Origin of the sequence: Autumnicola lenta, assembly GCF_031846515.1 — a bacterium.
Taxonomy (GTDB): Bacteria; Bacteroidota; Bacteroidia; order Flavobacteriales; family Flavobacteriaceae; genus Autumnicola; species Autumnicola lenta.
The window spans coordinates 1-17,664 of record NZ_JAVRHO010000041.1; the positions used below are offsets into that span (position 1 = coordinate 1).

Annotated in this window: 16 protein-coding genes; 7 read left to right on the forward strand and 9 right to left on the reverse strand. The window is 38.5% G+C overall.

Annotated elements, in window-relative coordinates; genetic code table 11:
• Nucleotides 1–304: 304 nt before the first annotated feature.
• The gene (locus tag RM545_RS16900; protein WP_311496465.1) at nucleotides 305–487 is read left to right on the forward strand and encodes a hypothetical protein; all 183 of its coding nucleotides are present in this window, start codon (nucleotides 305–307) and stop codon (nucleotides 485–487) included.
• Nucleotides 462–770, forward strand: coding sequence for a type II toxin-antitoxin system RelE/ParE family toxin (locus tag RM545_RS16905; RefSeq protein WP_311496466.1), 309 nt, complete (start codon nucleotides 462–464; stop codon nucleotides 768–770). Before RM545_RS16900 ends, RM545_RS16905 begins: the two co-directional genes overlap by 26 nt.
• 178 nt (nucleotides 771–948) lie before the next feature.
• Here RM545_RS16905 and dnaN read toward each other — a convergent pair whose 3' ends face one another.
• From dnaN to RM545_RS16930, 5 genes are all read right to left on the reverse strand, one after another.
• The gene (dnaN, locus tag RM545_RS16910) at nucleotides 949–2,067 is read right to left on the reverse strand and encodes a DNA polymerase III subunit beta (RefSeq protein ID WP_311485130.1); all 1,119 of its coding nucleotides are present in this window, start codon (nucleotides 2,065–2,067) and stop codon (nucleotides 949–951) included.
• Nucleotides 2,068–2,261: 194 nt separating this feature from the next.
• The gene (gldG, locus tag RM545_RS16915) at nucleotides 2,262–3,938 is read right to left on the reverse strand and encodes a gliding motility-associated ABC transporter substrate-binding protein GldG (RefSeq protein WP_311496467.1); all 1,677 of its coding nucleotides are present in this window, start codon (nucleotides 3,936–3,938) and stop codon (nucleotides 2,262–2,264) included.
• Between the two features lie 2 nt (nucleotides 3,939–3,940).
• A complete protein-coding gene (gene gldF / locus RM545_RS16920) occupies nucleotides 3,941–4,678 on the reverse strand; it encodes a gliding motility-associated ABC transporter permease subunit GldF (RefSeq protein WP_311496468.1) in 738 nt (245 codons plus the stop codon).
• Nucleotides 4,679–4,849: 171 nt separating this feature from the next.
• Nucleotides 4,850–5,146: a putative quinol monooxygenase gene (locus RM545_RS16925; RefSeq protein ID WP_311496469.1), complete on the reverse strand. Its 297-nt coding sequence runs from the start codon at nucleotides 5,144–5,146 to the stop codon at nucleotides 4,850–4,852.
• Nucleotides 5,147–5,980, reverse strand: coding sequence for an SAM hydrolase/SAM-dependent halogenase family protein (locus RM545_RS16930; RefSeq protein ID WP_311496470.1), 834 nt, complete (start codon nucleotides 5,978–5,980; stop codon nucleotides 5,147–5,149).
• Between the two features lie 232 nt (nucleotides 5,981–6,212).
• On the opposite strand from RM545_RS16930, the gene RM545_RS16935 reads away from it, so the two are divergent.
• The 4 genes from RM545_RS16935 to RM545_RS16950 all read left to right on the forward strand — a co-directional run bounded on the left by RM545_RS16935 (nucleotide 6,213) and on the right by RM545_RS16950 (nucleotide 11,277).
• Entirely contained in the window at nucleotides 6,213–7,166 is a 954-nt protein-coding gene (locus tag RM545_RS16935; protein WP_311496471.1) for a PhoH family protein, read from the forward strand.
• A 106-nt stretch (nucleotides 7,167–7,272) separates the two neighbouring features.
• On the forward strand, nucleotides 7,273–8,220 hold the full coding sequence (locus tag RM545_RS16940; protein ID WP_311496472.1) for a phosphoribosylaminoimidazolesuccinocarboxamide synthase: 948 nt from the start codon (nucleotides 7,273–7,275) through the stop codon (nucleotides 8,218–8,220).
• 311 nt (nucleotides 8,221–8,531) lie between these two features.
• The gene (gene acs, locus RM545_RS16945; RefSeq protein ID WP_311496473.1) at nucleotides 8,532–10,439 is read left to right on the forward strand and encodes an acetate--CoA ligase; all 1,908 of its coding nucleotides are present in this window, start codon (nucleotides 8,532–8,534) and stop codon (nucleotides 10,437–10,439) included.
• A 94-nt stretch (nucleotides 10,440–10,533) separates the two neighbouring features.
• Nucleotides 10,534–11,277 (forward strand): hypothetical protein, encoded by a 744-nt coding sequence (locus RM545_RS16950; RefSeq protein WP_311496474.1) that lies wholly within the window; start codon nucleotides 10,534–10,536, stop codon nucleotides 11,275–11,277.
• A 176-nt stretch (nucleotides 11,278–11,453) separates the two neighbouring features.
• On the opposite strand, the gene RM545_RS16955 is transcribed toward RM545_RS16950, so the two are convergent.
• The 4 genes from RM545_RS16955 to RM545_RS16970 form a co-directional block, all read right to left on the reverse strand.
• Nucleotides 11,454–12,116 carry a 3'-5' exonuclease gene (locus RM545_RS16955; protein ID WP_311496475.1) on the reverse strand — a complete coding sequence of 221 codons (663 nt, stop codon included), beginning with the start codon at nucleotides 12,114–12,116 and terminating at the stop codon, nucleotides 11,454–11,456.
• Nucleotides 12,113–14,035, reverse strand: a complete 1,923-nt coding sequence (locus RM545_RS16960) for a DUF294 nucleotidyltransferase-like domain-containing protein (RefSeq protein ID WP_311496476.1) — start codon at nucleotides 14,033–14,035, stop codon at nucleotides 12,113–12,115. The genes RM545_RS16955 and RM545_RS16960 overlap by 4 nt, the downstream gene beginning before the upstream one ends.
• Before the next feature lie 73 nt (nucleotides 14,036–14,108).
• Nucleotides 14,109–15,185, reverse strand: coding sequence for a DNA topoisomerase IB (locus tag RM545_RS16965; RefSeq protein ID WP_311496477.1), 1,077 nt, complete (start codon nucleotides 15,183–15,185; stop codon nucleotides 14,109–14,111).
• A gap of 133 nt (nucleotides 15,186–15,318) precedes the next feature.
• Entirely contained in the window at nucleotides 15,319–16,407 is a 1,089-nt protein-coding gene (locus RM545_RS16970; RefSeq protein ID WP_311496478.1) for a M42 family metallopeptidase, read from the reverse strand.
• Between the two features lie 173 nt (nucleotides 16,408–16,580).
• Between RM545_RS16970 and RM545_RS16975 the strand changes: the two genes are divergently transcribed.
• Nucleotides 16,581–17,210, forward strand: coding sequence for a DUF4294 domain-containing protein (locus RM545_RS16975; RefSeq protein ID WP_311496479.1), 630 nt, complete (start codon nucleotides 16,581–16,583; stop codon nucleotides 17,208–17,210).
• The last annotated feature ends 454 nt before the right edge of the window (nucleotides 17,211–17,664 follow it).

Sequence of the window (17,664 nt, forward strand, 5' to 3'; positions counted from 1 at the left end):
TGATTTAAGTAACACCTCAAAAATGGCAATTATCGACCTCTGTTGTCGGGTTGAGCGGAGTCGAAACCTCTAGCTTAAATAAATTGCAGAGAGGCTTCGACAGGCTCAGCCCGACTGTAACACCGGTATCACACTGAGCTTGTCAAAGTGTGGTTTTGATCTAGACATTTTGTTTTTTGATACAATGTGAGCAACACCTTAAAAATGGCAATTATCGATCTCAAGCGCTGAATTTATCCAAGTGTCAGGTTGAGTTGAAACGAATTTAAATTGTACCTTGTTTTATCTTTGAAATAAAAACAAAATGTTAACAAAAGAGAAAGTAAAAGAACAGATAGAGAAATTTCCTGATGAATTTTCAATTGACGATCTGGTTGAACGATTGATCCTGATTGAAAAAGTGGAAAAGGGACTGAACCAGTCTGATCGCGGAGAAATAATTTCAAATGCCGATTTAGATAATGAGGTTGAAAAATGGTTCAGGTAAATTGGACTTTCAGGCAAAAGATGATCTGGAAAGTATTGCAAGATTTATCTCCAAAGATTCCGAAAAATATGCGTGGCTTCAAATTTTTCAATTAAGACAGCGGACAAAAATTCTGAATTCCCAGATTTATTCCGGAAAAATAGTTCCCGAAATGGAAGTGGAAAATATCAGGGAACTTATAGAAGGAAACTATAGAATTATCTACAAAATTGTAAATGTTCAAAGAGTGGATATTTTAACTGTTCACCATACTTCACGAAATTTTAAAAAAAGAAAAATCTGAAGGTGACACCTCAAAAATGGCAATTATCGACCTCAAGTGATGAATTTACTCAAATGTCAGGAGCGAAGTCGAAACCTATTTTTTCTAAAATTTCTCAACTGCCCAAAAACAAAACCCAATCAATTTTTTTGATTGGGTTTTTATCTTATTATCTAAAAGCGAAGCGCTCTAACTAGAACTAGCTATTTAGCATTACCGGCATTACCAGCATGGTGATTCTTTCTCCGGGATCTAGTCCGTCAACTGGCGTTAGTATTCCGGCACGGTTTGGAAGGCTCATTTCCAGTTGTACTTCATCAGAATTTAAGTTATTCAGCATTTCGGTAAGGAACCTGGAGTTAAAGCCAATCTGCATATCGTCGCCCTGGTAAGAACATGTTAAACGTTCTTCAGCTTTGTTGCTGTAGTCAATATCTTCCGCAGAGATATTTAATTCGGCACCGGCAATTTTAAGTCGTACCTGGTGCGTGGTTTTATTTGAGAAAATGGAAACCCTTCTTACAGAACTTAAGAACTGATTTCTCTGGATGCTAAGTTTATTTGGATTTTCCTTCGGAATTACCGCTTCATAATTAGGATATTTTCCGTCGATTAATCGGCAAATTAGCTGTGTATCGTCAAAAGTGAATTTCGCGTTGGATTCGTTGTATTCAATAAGAACTTCGCTTTCACTTCCGGCGAGGATTCCTTTTAAAAGAGTTAGAGGTTTCTTTGGCATTATAAATTCAGCCGCTTGGGAAGCTGTAACGTCTTCACGGGAATATTTCACCAGTTTATGAGCATCGGTAGCCACAAAAGTGAGGCCTTCGTCTGAAAACTGAAAGAAAACACCACTCATCACCGGCCGCAAATCGTCGTTTCCTGAAGCAAAAATCGTTTTGCTAATGGCGGTTGCCAGGATATCACCTTCAATAACGGTGCTGCTTGGCTCTTCCAGTTCTACTGGATTTGGAAATTCTTCACCATCGGCATATGCCAGCGCATATTTACCGTGATTGGAACTTAATTCTATGGTATTGTTATCCTCTGCAACAAAAGTTAAAGGCTGCTCGGGAAAAGTTTTTAGTGTTTCTAAAAGCAACTTGGCGGGAACAGCAATTTTTCCTTCAGAATCTGATTCTACTTTAAGTTTTGCAGACATTGTAGTCTCCAAATCTGAAGCAGAAACAGTTAATTCGTCTTCTTTAAGATCGAACAGGAAATTATCTAAAACTGGTAATGTATTGGTATTGTTAATTACACCACCCAATATTTGTAGCTGTTTCAGCAAATAACTGCTGGATACAATAAATTTCATCGGCTTTGTTGATTAATTTGAATCTAATACAAATATATTTTATTACTTCAGAAAAGGAAGGTTGCAGCGCCAGTTTTTATTAACAGAAAAATGGAATTTGTTTATTGTAAAGTGCTGATTAAAAGTAAAATGCTTATTTTAATCTGAAGTTTCTTGTTAATATGTTACTCCGCAGGAAAATCTTAATTCCCTGCTCAGGATCTTTTTACATATTTACGTCTTCTGAAAAAATTGAAGAGAAAGGCGAAAATTGCCAAAATAAGCAATGGAATTACAAGATTTGCCAGCTGCCATTTTTCACGCTCCTCTGCCGTCCTTTCGGGATCCAGAAATGGAATGCTAATTTCCTTGGTCCTTATCTCAATAAGGCCATTATCGTCCAGCATATAATTTACCGCATTCAGCAAAAATTCTTTATTTCCGTAAGTGCTTCCGGTGTATCTTTCAAACCCCAGTTCCAGCGGAGCACCGCGCTGCAGGTCGTTTTTAATCACATCGCCATCAGAAATCACCAGCATTTTGGTTGCTTCACTTTTATTTAAAGGATTTGGAACATCAAATGGTTTTACCCGGTTTTTATATGCTGAAGTAAATTCGCCTTCAAGCAAAACAGCGAGTGGTTGTTCACCATCTGTATAGGTCGATATTTGAGGTTTTTGGCTTACCATTTCCAGGCTTATTTGTAGTGGGGTTCCTTCTATTTTTGTACGCGGGGAGCTGCTTAAAAGGATAGTTTTTTCCACATCGTTGGCAAGCGTATCGATCTGGTTGGCATATTCAAATTTCACCGCCTCAATATTGTTGATAATTGGATGGTCGTTGGGGGAGGAGCTTAGCGGACTATAAAACCAGGGATACGGATTAAACCTCGTGTTATTGCCACTTCCCGAAGCCAAAATAATCGGCGCAGAATAAAGATCGTTAATAAGTACCGGATTAATCCTGATCCCGTAGGAGAAGAAAAGATCGCCAAGGTTCAAATCTTGCGGAAGCGCATAAGCGGTGCCGGATTGGTTTAAGAGGCTGTCGGTTTCCATCGCAACACTTTCCACGAGCCACAGGGATTTGCCGCCGTTCATCGTGTATTGATCCAGGACAAATTTCTCATTTTCGGTGTAGGGTTGCGTTGGTTTAGCCTCAAGGATCAAATCAAACTCATTTAAATTCTGAAGTGTTTTTTGCGGATTTTGAGCTGCGGAATCCAAAGTAAACGGAGCAATGTAGTAATACTCCTGAAGCGTTTGTAGAAAATCGGCAATATTGGCGTCCGGTAGTTCGCCATTTCCGCGCATCACTGCAATTTTTTTCTCCTTTGGGGAAACGAGTTTGTTCAGGGCATCGGCAAAGGCATATTCCAGTTGCTGCACGCTGTTGGTTACGCGATCCTCGTCTGTGGCGCCAAGTGTATTTTTCAGCAACGGAATTTTCACCGTTTTATCTTCATAATTGGCGATCGCCCATGGGAAAACAATTTCCTCACTGGTCTTGCCGCTTTCCTGAACGCTTACCCTGGCGGGCGTCATCCCCATTTGAAGAAACTCCTGCGCCACGGCATTAGCATCCTGACCTTCTTCAATGGGGTTTATAAAATTGACTCTAATATTGGAGTTATAAGCAGCAAACTCTTCTAAAAGCTGGCTCGTTTCGTTTCGCAGTCTGCGAAATTCCGGTGGAAAATTTCCCTGAAGGAAAACATCGATAATCACCGGTTTTTCCACGCCTTCAATTATATTTTTTGATGCACTAGAAAGTGTATAGCGATTATCCTGAGTAAGATCAAAACGCGTAAAGAAATTCGCGGCCAAAATATTCAGCAGAATTAAGCCTGCTATGAGGATCGCCAGGGATTTATATGTGCCGGTTTTCTTCAAGATCAGGATTTTTGCTGAATTGATTTTAAACTAAGATGCGTGAGCTTCAGAAATAAAAAGATAAGGCTGAAGAAGTAGATAATATCGCGGGTGTCTACCACTCCGCGGCTAATGCTTTGGTAATGATAACTAATCCCCAAATATTCCAGCCCGTAAGTGGCACTGCTAAAAAGGTCGTAATTCGCAAGACCTTCAAACGCAAAATAGCAGAGGAAGCAGAGAAAAACAGCCACAATAAAGGCTACAATCTGATTGTTGGTAAGGCTGGAAGCAAAAATGCCAATTGCCGTATAGCAACCACCCAAAAAAATGAGTCCCGAATAAGAACCCAACGTGGCACCAACATCCAGGTTTCCAACAGGATTTCCAAGCTGGTAAATCGTTAATACATATAGAATTGAAGGTACAATAGCTAAAATTACCAATATCAGTGCACCCAAATATTTGCCGGAAATTAACTGCCATAACCCGATCGGTTTGGTCAGTAATAATTCCATTGTGCCCTGTTTTTTTTCTTCGGAAAAGCTTTTCATGGTAATCGCCGGAATAAGAAAAGTAAAGATCCACGGCGCGAGATTAAAAAACGGTTTTACATCTGCAAAACCATTATCCAGAATATTGTATTCTCCCGAAAAAACAAAAAGGAATAATCCGCAAACCACCAGAAATATCCCGATCACCAAATACCCAATTGGCGAGGAAAAAAAGGATTGTATTTCTTTATTTAGTATCGCGAACATTTTTCTTCAGTTGTCTGTTGTGAGTTTTCTGTTATTTTTCGTTTAGCGTTTGTTGTTGAAAAATTCTTTAAATGCGTTCCTTATTTATGGTGTATTAACTCCAAAAAAGGCAATTTAAACCTTAAACCTTAAACCTTAAACCTTAAACCTTAAACCTTAAACCTTAAACCTTTATACGCTGCTCCATTCCTTATCTACACTCCAGGCTTCCGGTTTTTCGTTGAACAAAATTTTTGTTTTTGCCCAGACGCCCTTAAATAATTCCGAATTGCGGTAGTTTTCCAGCGCTTGTTCATTCTGCCAGTAACTATACGTAAAAAACTGGTTGGTATTGTCTTTTCCCCTATACAATTCAAGCAATTCACATCCTTCAAATCCGCGGATCTTCAGTTTGTTTTCTTCAAAATTATTCAGAAAAGTGTCAATATTTTCAGGAGCAAAGCCCATTTTTACTATTCTTACCAGCATCTATTTAAAATTAATGGTTACGGTGTCCAGAAGATCCAGCCCAAACAGGGTAGAAGCACTACCAATCGTATGCGGATTGCTTTTATAAATTGCAAGCTCTATATATCCTGCAGAATTAAAGACAGCTAACTTCTTACCGTCCTCTTCTCCGCGTTTTTCTTTTTCGAGATCAAAATTAATGGCATCGCTATAGGTTTCAAAAATTTCAGAAAAAGTCACCATACGGGCACTCATTACAAAATCCCTGCCTTTTCCAACATTTTCGAAAAATTTGCGGCTAATATTGGTCACCACATTTCCGTAGTTATCGATATACAGCACATGCCCTATAATCTGGTTCCTTTCGGAATTAATCAAAGGCTCTAACTGCTTCAGGTATTTAATCTCGTTTATATTTTTCCCAATAACTTCCAGGGTTCCCCCGCGGGCAAGGTGGCAAGCTACTTTTACAAATACATCCAGGACCGGAAAATTCGTGTCAATCTTATCGTGGATATTAATTTCCACAATTTTTTCAGGATTAATTTCTGAAGCCAGTAAAGAAAGTATTCCGTTGTTGGCACAAATAAAGTAATGCTCATCCAGGTAAACTGCCAGATGTTTATTTTCCGGAGTTAGTTCAGAATCTATTCCAATAATGTGAATAGAACCTTTAGGAAAACTCTTGTAGGCGTTTTTAATAATATATGCGGCCTCACTTATATGAAAAGGAGAAACAGAATGGGAAATATCAACAATTCTAACTTCATCTAATTCACTATAAATAGCTCCTTTAACTGCCCCTGCAAAATAATCTTTCTCTCCAAAATCGGTCGTTAAAGTGATGATGGCCATAGGTGAATGTTAATATATTTTTTAAGTTGTAACGGGTTTTTTTACCTAAGTTTGTATAGTAAGCGAAGATAATTTTATTTTATTCAATACAATTGGAAATTGGCTAAAATTAAATCGTTCTTAACGAGCAAAAACAGGCGGTGCCGAATAGTACCGGCCGAGATAAAATAATAAAAATTAGTCGATAATTTGAGACACTTCCCACTTTACATTAATATAAAATCATAGGCTTTTGAACGAACTCGTAATCGAACTTTCGGAAATTAATCCAAGAGAATTTTTTGGTCAGCAGAATGAACATATAGAACTTCTTAAGAAGTACTTTCCTAAATTAAAAATTGTTGCAAGGGGCAGTAAAATTAAAGTCTTTGGAGACGAAGAAATGCTGGAGGAATTCGATATGCGTTTTAATATGTTGATGGACCACTTCGGAAAATATAATAAGTTGGATGAAAATGTAATCGAAAGGGTACTTACCAGCGATAGTAGGGATGATTACAGTGCATCTGAAGCAAGTGGTCAGGTTCTGGTACACGGGGTTAGCGGGAAATTGATAAAGGCGCAAACTGCCAATCAGCGTAAACTTGTAGAACTCAGTTTTAAAAACGATATGATCTTTGCGGTAGGTCCCGCAGGAACAGGAAAAACATATACCGGGGTGGCCCTTGCCGTAAAAGCACTCAAGGAAAAGCAGGTGAAAAGGATCATTCTTACGCGGCCCGCGGTAGAGGCAGGGGAGAACCTGGGCTTTCTTCCGGGAGATCTTAAAGAGAAACTGGATCCCTATATGCAGCCGCTGTATGACGGACTTCGGGACATGATCCCTCATGAAAAACTGGAAACTTTTATTGAAAAAGGGATTATCCAGATCGCCCCTCTGGCGTTTATGCGAGGGAGGACTTTAGACAATGCTTTTGTAATCCTGGATGAGGCGCAGAATACCACCCATGCCCAAATGAAAATGTTCCTGACGAGGATGGGGAAAAATGCGAAATTTATGATTACCGGCGATCCCGGACAGATCGATCTCCCGCGACGGGTGATCTCAGGATTAAAAGAAGCACTTTTAATTCTGAAGGATGTAAAAGGAGTTGGTATTGTTCATCTGGATGATAAAGACGTGATAAGGCACAGACTTGTGAAAAAAGTAATTGCAGCTTACAAAGAAATTGAACATACTGAATAGTAGAATGTATTAGACCTCACAGGTTTCAAAAACCTGTGAGGTCTTCATTGGAAGAATTAAATTTTAGAATTTTCTTCCTTTTAATTTTATAGAATCTGATTTATTGATGAATAATACAATTACAAAGACAAATTTCAATTTTCCCGCACAAAAATCGGTTTATAAAGGGAAAGTGCGTGATGTTTACGCTTTGGAAGATGAGCGGCTTGTAATGATCGCAAGCGACAGGCTTTCAGCTTTTGATGTGGTGATGCCGAAAGGAATTCCGTATAAGGGACAAATCCTGAATCAGATCGCCACAAAGATGATGAAGGATACCGAAGATATTGTACCAAATTGGCTGGAAGCAACTCCAGACCCTAATGTGGCCGTAGGACAAACCTGCGAACCTTTTATGGTAGAAATGGTGATTCGCGGATATCTTTCTGGTCATGCTGCCAGGGAATATCATGATGGAAAAAGAAGCCTGTGCGGAGTAGAAATGCCTGACGGGATGCAGGAAAATGACAAATTTCCCACTCCTATTATCACGCCGGCGACAAAAGCTGAAAAAGGAGATCATGATGAGGATATTTCCAGGGACGATATTATAAAAAGAGGAATTGTTTCTGAAGAAGATTATAAAGTACTGGAAGATTATACCCGAAAACTGTTTAAACGTGGGACTGACATTGCTGCAGAACGCGGATTAATCCTGGTAGATACCAAATATGAATTTGGGAAGACCAGGGAAGGGAAAATTGTTCTTATAGATGAGATCCACACGCCAGATTCTTCCCGCTATTTCTATTCTGAAGGTTATGAGCAGCGCCAGCAGGAAAAAGAGCCTCAAAAACAGCTTTCGAAGGAATTTGTAAGGCAGTGGCTTATCCAAAATAATTTTCAGGGGCTGGAAGGACAAAAAGTTCCTGAAATGACAGACGAATACATCACTTCTGTTTCAGAAAGATACATTGAGCTCTATGAGAAGATTACCGGAGAAGAATTTGTAAAGGCCGATGTTTCCAATATTCAGGAACGTATAGAAAAAAATGTACTGAATTATCTCCGTTAAAGCGACATGCCGAAAATGGCAATTTTCGGCACTATATCTTGATGAGGAGCTATTATTAGCAGCTTTCGTAAAATAACACGGTAAACTTTTGAATATTATAAGCGGTATATTATTATATCGCTTTTTTATTGGCATATTTCCGGTTAAAAACCCGGAAAACTTCTTCAGATTTAATGAAAATTCAATAGATTTAAGGCTAAATAAAGATATTGCGGAATAAATGAGGATTTATAATCTTCTTTGCCCTTTCCGAAAAAATAGGAAAGACATTTTCTGAAGCAATTATTGATTTAACCAACTTTTCTAGAAAAATGAGTAATTATAGTATTAAAAATTTAGAAGAATATTTCCAGGTATACCGAAAATCTGTTAGAGAACCCGAAAATTTCTGGGAAGAAGTGGCAGAAGAGCATTTTACATGGCGTAAGAAATGGGATAAGGTGCTTAGTTGGGATTTTTCCAAACCGGAAATTAAATGGTTTGAAAATGCAAAGCTGAATATTACTGAAAATTGTGTGGACCGGCACCTGCTTACCCGGGGCGAGAAAACCGCAATTATCTGGGAACCTAATGATCCTGAAGAAGAATCACTGCATATTTCCTATAAGGAGCTTTTGGAAAGGGTGAATAAATTTGCCAATGTTCTTAAGGACAACGGAATTAAAAAGGGCGATAAGGTTTGTATTTACCTACCTATGATTCCGGAACTTTCTGTAGCCATGCTCGCCTGTGCACGAATTGGTGCAATCCACTCTGTTGTTTTTGCAGGTTTTTCGGCTACAGCACTGGCCACCCGAACCAATGATGCAGATTGTAAAATGCTGATTACTGCTGATGGTTCTTTCCGTGGTAATAAAACGCTGGATCTAAATGGAATTGTTGATAAAGCTCTTGAAGACTGCCCAAATGTAGAAACTGTTCTGGTGGCAAAAAGGGTTAATTCTGATATTGAAATAAAAGAAGGTCGGGATAAATGGTTACAGCCGTTACTGGACGAGGCATCTTCAGAATGTGAACCTGAAATTATGGATGCTGAAGATCCATTGTTTATCCTTTATACTTCAGGATCTACGGGGACTCCAAAAGGTATGGTGCATACTACGGGAGGTTATATGGTTTATACCGCTTATACTTTCAAAAACATTTTTCAGTATAAAGAGGAAGACGTTTACTGGTGTACCGCTGATATTGGCTGGATTACCGGGCATTCTTATATTTTATATGGGCCATTGGCAAACGGCGCCACTACAGTGATGTTTGAAGGTGTTCCTTCTTATCCAGATTATGGCCGTTTCTGGGAAGTGGTTGAAAAACATAAAGTTAACCAGTTTTATACGGCTCCCACAGCAATTCGTTCTCTCGCAAAGCGCAATATAGAATTTGTGGAAAAATATGATCTTTCTTCCTTGAAGGTTCTCGGCTCTGTTGGAGAACCTATAAATGAAGAGGCGTGGCATTGGTATAATGACAATATTGGTAAAAATAAGAGCCCCATCGTGGATACATGGTGGCAAACGGAAACCGGCGGAATCATGATTTCCCCAATTCCCTACGTAACCCCGGCCAAGCCTACCTACGCAACCTTACCATTTCCTGGAATTCAGCCGGCTCTTATGGATGAAAATGGAGCTGAATTAAAAGGAAATCAGGTAGATGGAAGGCTTTGCATTAAATTCCCATGGCCTTCTATGGCACGCACGATCTATGGAAACCATAAGCGATATAAAGAAACTTATTTTTCTGCTTTTGAAAACAAATATTTTACCGGGGACGGAGCCTTGCGCGATGAGGTTGGATATTACCGTATTACAGGGAGGGTAGATGATGTAATTATTGTTTCTGGCCACAATCTTGGAACGGCACCTATTGAAGACGCGATTAATGAACATCCGGCGGTGGCAGAATCTGCTATTGTTGGTTTTCCGCATGAAGTAAAAGGAAATGCGCTATACGCATTTGTTATTCTGAAGGAAACCGGAGAATCCAGGAATCAGGATAACCTGAGAAAGGAAATTAATCAGCAGATTTCTGATAGGGTGGGGCCAATTGCAAAACCGGAAAAAATCCAGTTTGTAAGCGGACTACCAAAAACCCGGAGTGGAAAAATTATGAGGAGGATCTTGCGAAAAATTGCTTCTAATGATACTTCCGACCTTGGTGATACTTCCACATTACTTAATCCTGAAGTGGTTGATGAAATTATTAAGAGTTCAATGTAATATTCTCGAAATATTCATCATGCTCATGTCAGATTAAATGCTTCTCAGGGATCTTAAATTGAAAGACTGGATGGTTTAGTAAAATCAAATTAATATGAAAAAGCTTTTTTTTCTCGTCTTTCTGATGCTTTGCATAGGGTGTAGTGAAGATGAAGATAATCCCTCTTTAGAAACAATACCTGACTTTTCAAAAGTTAAAGAAATTAGTTACTGGATACCCTATGGAACAAATGATACGACCGTATTGTATGAAAGGGAATATACCATAGAATCAGGTTTTGTTACAGAAGCAGATTATGGTGGTGATGAAAATATCTATTTTGAGTATGACGAGGAAGGAAGGCTTATAGAAGTTAATGGTGGTAGTTCCCTGGATTATGAAATAGTTTGGAATGGTGAAAAATGTACGATTTCCACGATTTATAGGACTACTAACCTTATTTATAAAAATGGAAATTTAGTTGAAAAAGAATATATACATGAAGAGGGCAATAGATCAATATATCAAAAAGTAAATTTTGAGTATTCGGGTGAAAATTTAATTGCAGTTTATAAAAATGATACACTTCAAATTGAATTTGTGGATTATAACCCAAATGTGGTCAATCCATACTATTATTTAAAATCCATTGAGCCCTGGAGGGCCACAACTGTTAGCATTCCACCATTTTCAAAAAATATCTTTGCTATCAGGAGAGAACAACCTTATAGCGCTGATGATTATTCTAATCCTTTAACGGATTATCATTATACTTATTCAGTTAAAGATCAACATAGAGTAGAATTAATTTCATCTAATTGGTCAATCTATGACTATCGTTTTGAGTTTTATGAATAGCAAGAAGCCGAAAAGTAAATTTAGATTTTTATAAAATTACTTAGAAAAATTCCTCGAACCTCAATGGCTTTCACGCTGTTGAATCCGGAATTTGTTCAGGTAATGGATACAAAGGACGTTCAGAAATTTAAAAAAAGGCTGTTTCAGGATAACTCCCTGGACAGCCTTTTTTTGTTTCAGAACAAATTCTTTAATTTCATTTGTCCGTTTTTATTCAGTCTGCCGAGGATTTTTAAAAAGGCAACAGCCGTTATAAAAGCATCGCCGGCCGCGGTATGCCGGTCTGAAACATCAATAGTATATGCTTCAGCTATTTCGTCGAGTGAATAATTTTTTTCCCTGTCTATAAGATTTGAAGTAATTCTGGTTCTCCGGTACAAAAACATGGTATCCAGAATACGGTTTTTAAGTTTTGGAAGTCCCATTCGCTTTAGTGCCTTATTGATCATGGTGATGTCAAAATTCGCGTGGTGGGCCACAAGTACAGCATTTTCAATATAATTCAGAAAATGTTTAACAGCTTCTTCTTCAGATAAAGTTGCTACTTTTTCATTTTTTATTATTCCGTGTATTTCAACAGATTCGGGATTAAATTTTTCCTGTTCAATATAAATCTCAAAATTGTCTGCCATATCTACCTGGTTGTGCTGCACACTCACAGCTCCAATGCACAGCATGCGGTCCTCTCTAAAGTCAAAACCCGTCGTCTCTGTATCCAGTACAACAAACCGGACATCTGAAATTTTCTCAGGTAATTTTTGATCAAAATTCTTAGCGTAAGTGTTCCAGAAATCCGGCAGATCCTGCGGTTCTTTCTTTTTAAACCAGTTAAAAATCATGATATAAAAGATGAAATTTCGAACCTGAATTTGATTAACTCCTGAACGTCTTTAATACTTTTAAAGCAGCGTTTAAGCTTAATTTTATCTTCTTTGCTCAAATCCTGAAGGTTAATAAATCTCCCGCTGTCTTTATGGAGCAGTCCCTGTTTAGTCCTGAATTTTAGCAGCGCTTTAGAAGAGTAGGAGCAGGCGAGGTAAAGTTCTTTGTTCCCCGGTTCCAGTTGTGCAAGTTTCTCGAACCGCTCTGCCGTATTGCTCATGTTTTTTACCTGGTGAGAGAGGCTTAAGACACGGCCCGCATCGGTAAGCGGAGTAATGGCACGTTTCTTTATATCAAAAAAATCTTTGTTTTCCCCATCATGCTCGACTAAAAACTGGCGGAAAAATCCCAGCGGTGTAGGATTTCGGAGCGCACTTGCCGCGAGCAAAGTGAGGAACTTTTTGTAGGAGCTAATTTCCTGATAAATATGATCGGCCAGTCCGTTGGAGAGGCTAACGTCTCCATAAGAAATATCGTAATCAAAAAATATCGAACAAAGCAGAATTTCATCTGATCCCGGTTCTACAATCCAATCAGAGAATTGTTCTTTCCATTCCTGCAGACTGAGACAATACTGCGGATTACGGGCCATCATATCTGCCGGACAAAATTCATAGCCAATTATGCTGAGTCTTTTGGTTACCTTTTTGGACAGCTTTAGAAAATATTCTTTTGTTTCTTCCAGTTTTTCTTCCGGAACGTCTTCAAAAACCAAAGCGTTATCCTGATCTGTATGCAGTAACTGCTCTTTTCTCCCCTGGCTGCCCAGGGAAAGCCAGGCGAACTTCACCGGGGGAGGAGTTTCCATTTTCTCTATGCAACGGTTTATTATTCTCTTAATTGTAGCATCATTAAGCTCAAAAATAATTTTAGAAATATGCGTCAGCGGAATATTATGATCCAGGTAACCTTTTAAAAGTTGCATTATCTTATTCCTTACTTTCTTCAGTTTTTTAGTGCTGCTTGCCCTGTTGATAGCCTTCATTAAAACAGAAGGATTATTTGCCTGCGAAACAATAATGTCATGTTCAGACACTATTCCCTTTACCTTTGTATTTGGAGTGCCGTCTCTAGTGATACAAATGTGATTAATGTTGTGCTTCATCATCGTTAACTGCGCCTGTGCAATGGTGATGCTCCTGGAGTAGCAAATAACCGGGGATGTCATAATTTCAGAAACAGGAGTATCTATGCTTAACCTTCCTGTAGCCACCATTGTCCTGAAATCCATATCGGTCACTATACCTGTGGGAAGTTCGTTTTCGGTAATCAAAATAGAACCCACTTTTTTATTGCTCATTAAGGTGGCGGCAGTCCTGATAGTAGTTTCGGGCGGTACAGTAACAATTCTTTTTACAATCGGTACAGGTTGCAATTCATACATGGAATCTGTCTTGAATTCTATGGAATTATCGGTGACCAGTTGCCCCCTATGTTCCGGGGAATAGGGATTGCGGGTATTGGAGGCAAAGCTTTCAATTAAAAAATTTCCTACGGGGGAATTGCTTTCGGCTATAGGTTTAAAGATTGAAATGGGAATAGCGTATAAAATACTTTCCTCGTCAGTATCGGCATTTATTAGGTAATTTTCTTTGGCAAATAATGGCCTTAAACCAAAAATGTCACCTTCATCACATTTATCAATAGTCTCTGCTTCGCCGTTTTCCTTGATCTTCTGGAGATCAATGGCACCTTTGTTAACGATGTAGAAGTGTTCATGGCCTTTTTCTCCTTTCCTAAAAACTGGTTTACCTTTTTCCATATAGATAACCTTCACTTCTTTTGAAATGGTGAGAAGATGTTTTTCTTCCAGAAGTGAAAAAGGTGGGAAATCCTTTAGAAAGTCTGCTATTCTTGCTGAAATGGTATTCTTCATACCGCAAATTTACAAAAAGGAAGCAAGGGATTTTTCTACAGAAACAGACTTCTATAGCAGATGCCTAAAAATGTCAAATTTCGATCTCATAATCTTTAATCATCTTAAGGATTATTTTTTCTGTTTCAGAAAGTGAGGTGTAATTTTTACTCTCGTCTTTTTTTACCTTTTTAAAATAAGGCACAATCTCGCCATTCTCGTAGGAAGTCACAATCTTAGGATGCACATAATAGGTGCGGCACACGCTGCGGGTATTTCCCAGACCCGTGGCAGCGGCATCAAATGCTGTGATCAGGTTTTTCTTGTTTTCTTTTTCATCTTCAGTATAACCCAGTTCCCTTAGCGTTTCAAAAAATATTTTTGTTGCAGACCAGGTCCTGAAGTCTTTGGCAGAGAACATGTCGCCACTCAGTTCATGAATATACCCATTAATCATCCCACTATCTATCGCATGTTTCTCTCCATTCTCATCATAAAATTTAAAGAGTTCCCACCCGGGGATTTCTTCACATTGATTAATAAGTTTAATGAGTTGTTTGTCCTTTACGCTTATAGAATGTTCTTTACCCTTTTTACCTACAAATTCAAATTTCACTTCATTTTTGTAGGTCTTCAGGTGCCGAGACCTGAAGGTTGAAAGTCCGTAGGTTTTATTGTTCTTCGCATAATAGTCGTTACCAATCCTGATGTGGGTTTCTTCCATAAGGCGAATTATGAGCGCCAGGATTTTACGCCTGCTCATCTCGGGCAGGTCTAAGTCCTCATCCACCTGTTTCCTGATCTTTGGAAGACGGTGCCCAAAAGCAGCCATTTTAAAAAATTTTGTCTGATTTCTTATTTTTGTCCATAAAGAATGGTACATGTACTGTTTCCGCTCTTTATCATCACGGCCCACTACCTGTAAATGCCCATTTTCGAGATGAGTGATCCTTACATTCTGCCAGGCCGGCGGAATTACAAGTTTCTTAATACGCTCAAGGATCTTATTGTCTGAAATTTTTTCATCCTTTCTGTAATAGGCAAAACCTCTGCCTACTTTTTTACGTTCTATGGAGAGATGATGTTCTGAAACGTAAACGAGATTGGCCATTCCTATAGCTTCTCTGGGGTTTTCTATAATAGTATTTACCTCTTCAGGAGAAAGGGTCATTGCTTTTTTTCTACAATATAATCTGAATATAACCTGGGATCTGATAAAATACTGTGAAAGTTAAGCTAACGGAAATAAAAAACTCCTTTTCAGAAGAACCTGAAAAGGAGTTTAGCTTATATTTTTCCTGAAATTATTTAAAATAACTGAAGGTTTCCCCGTCTTTGATCTGGAGAACGCTTTCATAAATAAGCCTGATTACATTTTCCACATCCTGCTTATGCACCATCTCTACTGTAGTGTGCATGTAACGAAGCGGTAATGAAATTAAAGCAGAAGCAACCCCACCATTACTGTAGGCAAAAGCATCGGTATCTGTTCCCGTAAACCGCGAAGATGCCATTCGTTGAAACGGAATCTTGTTCTTTTCTGCGGTTTCAATTAAAAGCTCCCTTAGATTATTTTGTACGGCAGGCGCATAAGAAATTACCGGTCCGTCCCCGATTTTCGTGAGACCGTTGGTTTTCTTTTCAATCATAGGTGTGGTGGTGTCGTGGGTAACATCTGTTACTATTGCTACGTTAGGCTTAATACGCTGAGTAATCATTTCGGCTCCGCGTAGTCCTATCTCTTCCTGTACAGAGTTGGTAACGTACAATCCAAAAGGCAATTCCTTTTTATTCTCCCTTAGTAGTTTTGCAACCTGGGCAACCATAAACCCGCCAATGCGGTTGTCTAGTGCCCGACTTACAAATTTATCTTCATTCAGAATAAAGAATTCATCGGGATAAGTAATAACACAACCTACATGAACTCCTAGTTTCTCAACTTCTTCTTTAGAACTGCAACCTACGTCTATAGAGATATTTTCCAGTTTTGGAGATTGCTCATCTTCCTTTTTACGTGTATGTATTGCCGGCCATCCAAACACACCTTTCACAATGCCTTTTTTGGTATGGATGTTTACCCTTTTAGAAGCAGCAATCTGGTGGTCGCTTCCACCGTTTCTAATCACATAAATAAGTCCGTCGTCTGTAATATAGTTCACATACCACGAAATTTCGTCTGCATGTCCTTCAATAACAACCTTAAATTTTGCTTCAGGATTTATCACTCCTACTGCTGTGCCATATGTATCTGTAATAAATTCATCTACATAAGGCCTCAGGTAATCCATCCAGAGTTTTTGTCCTTCAGATTCATAGCCCGTTGGAGCGGCGTTATTCAAATATTTTTTTAGAAAATTAATTGATTCTTTATCTAAAATGTTTTCTGCTTTCATGCTTTTAAAAATTTGCACGAATTTAATAAGAATAAAATGCTTTGCAATTGAAGATTCATTAATTTTGGAATGATTTTGGCTAAATCTGTTCTGAAATTTAAGATGGAAGTGTGAGATATATTTGGACATTATTATTAGGGATCTTATTCTCAAGTGGCTATGCTCAGGGAGAAATGGTTGAAAACGACACCATACAGGAGACCTATATGATTATTGCTGGTGATACCGTTCCCAGAAAAAGTATAGACCTGGATGAGGTGATCCTTTTAAGAAAACTGAAATTTAGCAATAATGAGGATAGGCGGCAGTATCTTATATTAAGGAGAAAAACCAGGAAAGTTTATCCATATGCCAAATTGGCTTCAGAAAGGCTGTTGGAACTTAATAGCAGGTTAGAGGAAATTAAATCGAAGTCTGCACGTAAAAGATATACCAGGATTGTTCAGGATTATATAGAAGACCAGTTCTCTGCAGAGTTGAAGAAATTAACCCATACAGAAGGGCAAATTCTTGTAAAATTGATCCACAGGCAAACGGGAACTACTGCTTTTAACCTTATAAGGAACCTTAAGAGTGGCTGGCGTGCCTTTTGGTACAATACTACAGCCAGCTTATTCGATATTTCCTTAAAGGAAGAATATGATCCTAAAAATAACCAGGAAGATTTTCTAATAGAAGACATACTTCAAAGGTCTTTTCAGTCAGATATACTGGAACCACAGGCAACGGCTTTGGACTTCAAGTATATCGAGCTGACTAATAAATGGAGAGAAGATAATAAGAAAATCAATAAAAGGAGTTAATTTTCTCTCTTTCTGCTTTCGTGATCCATTTCTTTTTTCTATCTTTCTTAAGTTGTAAAATTTAAGTTTAGCAGATCCTTTTCTTCGTAGGGCTTTTTCATAAAGGAAAAGTTTGAATTGAATTCCGGTTCTTTTATTTTAACTAATCTAATTATTATTTATTCGGGCGTTTCCGCTCCCGGAAAAGGTCGCGGCCGGGCTATCCGCTAAATCTTATAGCGGCTTTTGGAGTAGGGGAGTAGTACGATATATAATAATGAGTGCCGATAATTGCCAAATTTGGGTATAGATCCCGCTATAAGGATACCGCTGCTATCCCTAACGCAAAAAAAGTGAAAAGTGAAAAGTGAAAAGTCTAAAAGGTTAAAGTGTTGTATTTTTTTCCACGCATATAGCTCCTTCCCTTTTTTCAAGGGATGGTGGCTTAATCCGCGAAAGCGGATAAAGCCGGAAG

Excerpts from the sequence above, each read along its gene's own strand:
- RM545_RS16900 (WP_311496465.1), top strand. The coding sequence starts at position 305 with ATGTTAACAAAAGAGAAAGTAAAAGAACAGATAGAGAAATTTCCTGAT.
- RM545_RS16905 (WP_311496466.1), top strand. The coding sequence starts at position 462 with ATGAGGTTGAAAAATGGTTCAGGTAAATTGGACTTTCAGGCAAAAGAT.
- dnaN (WP_311485130.1), bottom strand. The coding sequence starts at position 2,067 with ATGAAATTTATTGTATCCAGCAGTTATTTGCTGAAACAGCTACAAATA.
- gldF (WP_311496468.1), bottom strand. The coding sequence starts at position 4,678 with ATGTTCGCGATACTAAATAAAGAAATACAATCCTTTTTTTCCTCGCCA.
- RM545_RS16925 (WP_311496469.1), bottom strand. The coding sequence starts at position 5,146 with ATGCTGGTAAGAATAGTAAAAATGGGCTTTGCTCCTGAAAATATTGAC.
- RM545_RS16930 (WP_311496470.1), bottom strand. The coding sequence starts at position 5,980 with ATGGCCATCATCACTTTAACGACCGATTTTGGAGAGAAAGATTATTTT.
- RM545_RS16940 (WP_311496472.1), top strand. The coding sequence starts at position 7,273 with ATGAATAATACAATTACAAAGACAAATTTCAATTTTCCCGCACAAAAA.
- acs (WP_311496473.1), top strand. The coding sequence starts at position 8,532 with ATGAGTAATTATAGTATTAAAAATTTAGAAGAATATTTCCAGGTATAC.
- RM545_RS16950 (WP_311496474.1), top strand. The coding sequence starts at position 10,534 with ATGAAAAAGCTTTTTTTTCTCGTCTTTCTGATGCTTTGCATAGGGTGT.
- RM545_RS16955 (WP_311496475.1), bottom strand. The coding sequence starts at position 12,116 with ATGATTTTTAACTGGTTTAAAAAGAAAGAACCGCAGGATCTGCCGGAT.
- RM545_RS16960 (WP_311496476.1), bottom strand. The coding sequence starts at position 14,035 with ATGAAGAATACCATTTCAGCAAGAATAGCAGACTTTCTAAAGGATTTC.
- RM545_RS16965 (WP_311496477.1), bottom strand. The coding sequence starts at position 15,185 with ATGACCCTTTCTCCTGAAGAGGTAAATACTATTATAGAAAACCCCAGA.
- RM545_RS16970 (WP_311496478.1), bottom strand. The coding sequence starts at position 16,407 with ATGAAAGCAGAAAACATTTTAGATAAAGAATCAATTAATTTTCTAAAA.
- RM545_RS16975 (WP_311496479.1), top strand. The coding sequence starts at position 16,581 with ATGGTTGAAAACGACACCATACAGGAGACCTATATGATTATTGCTGGT.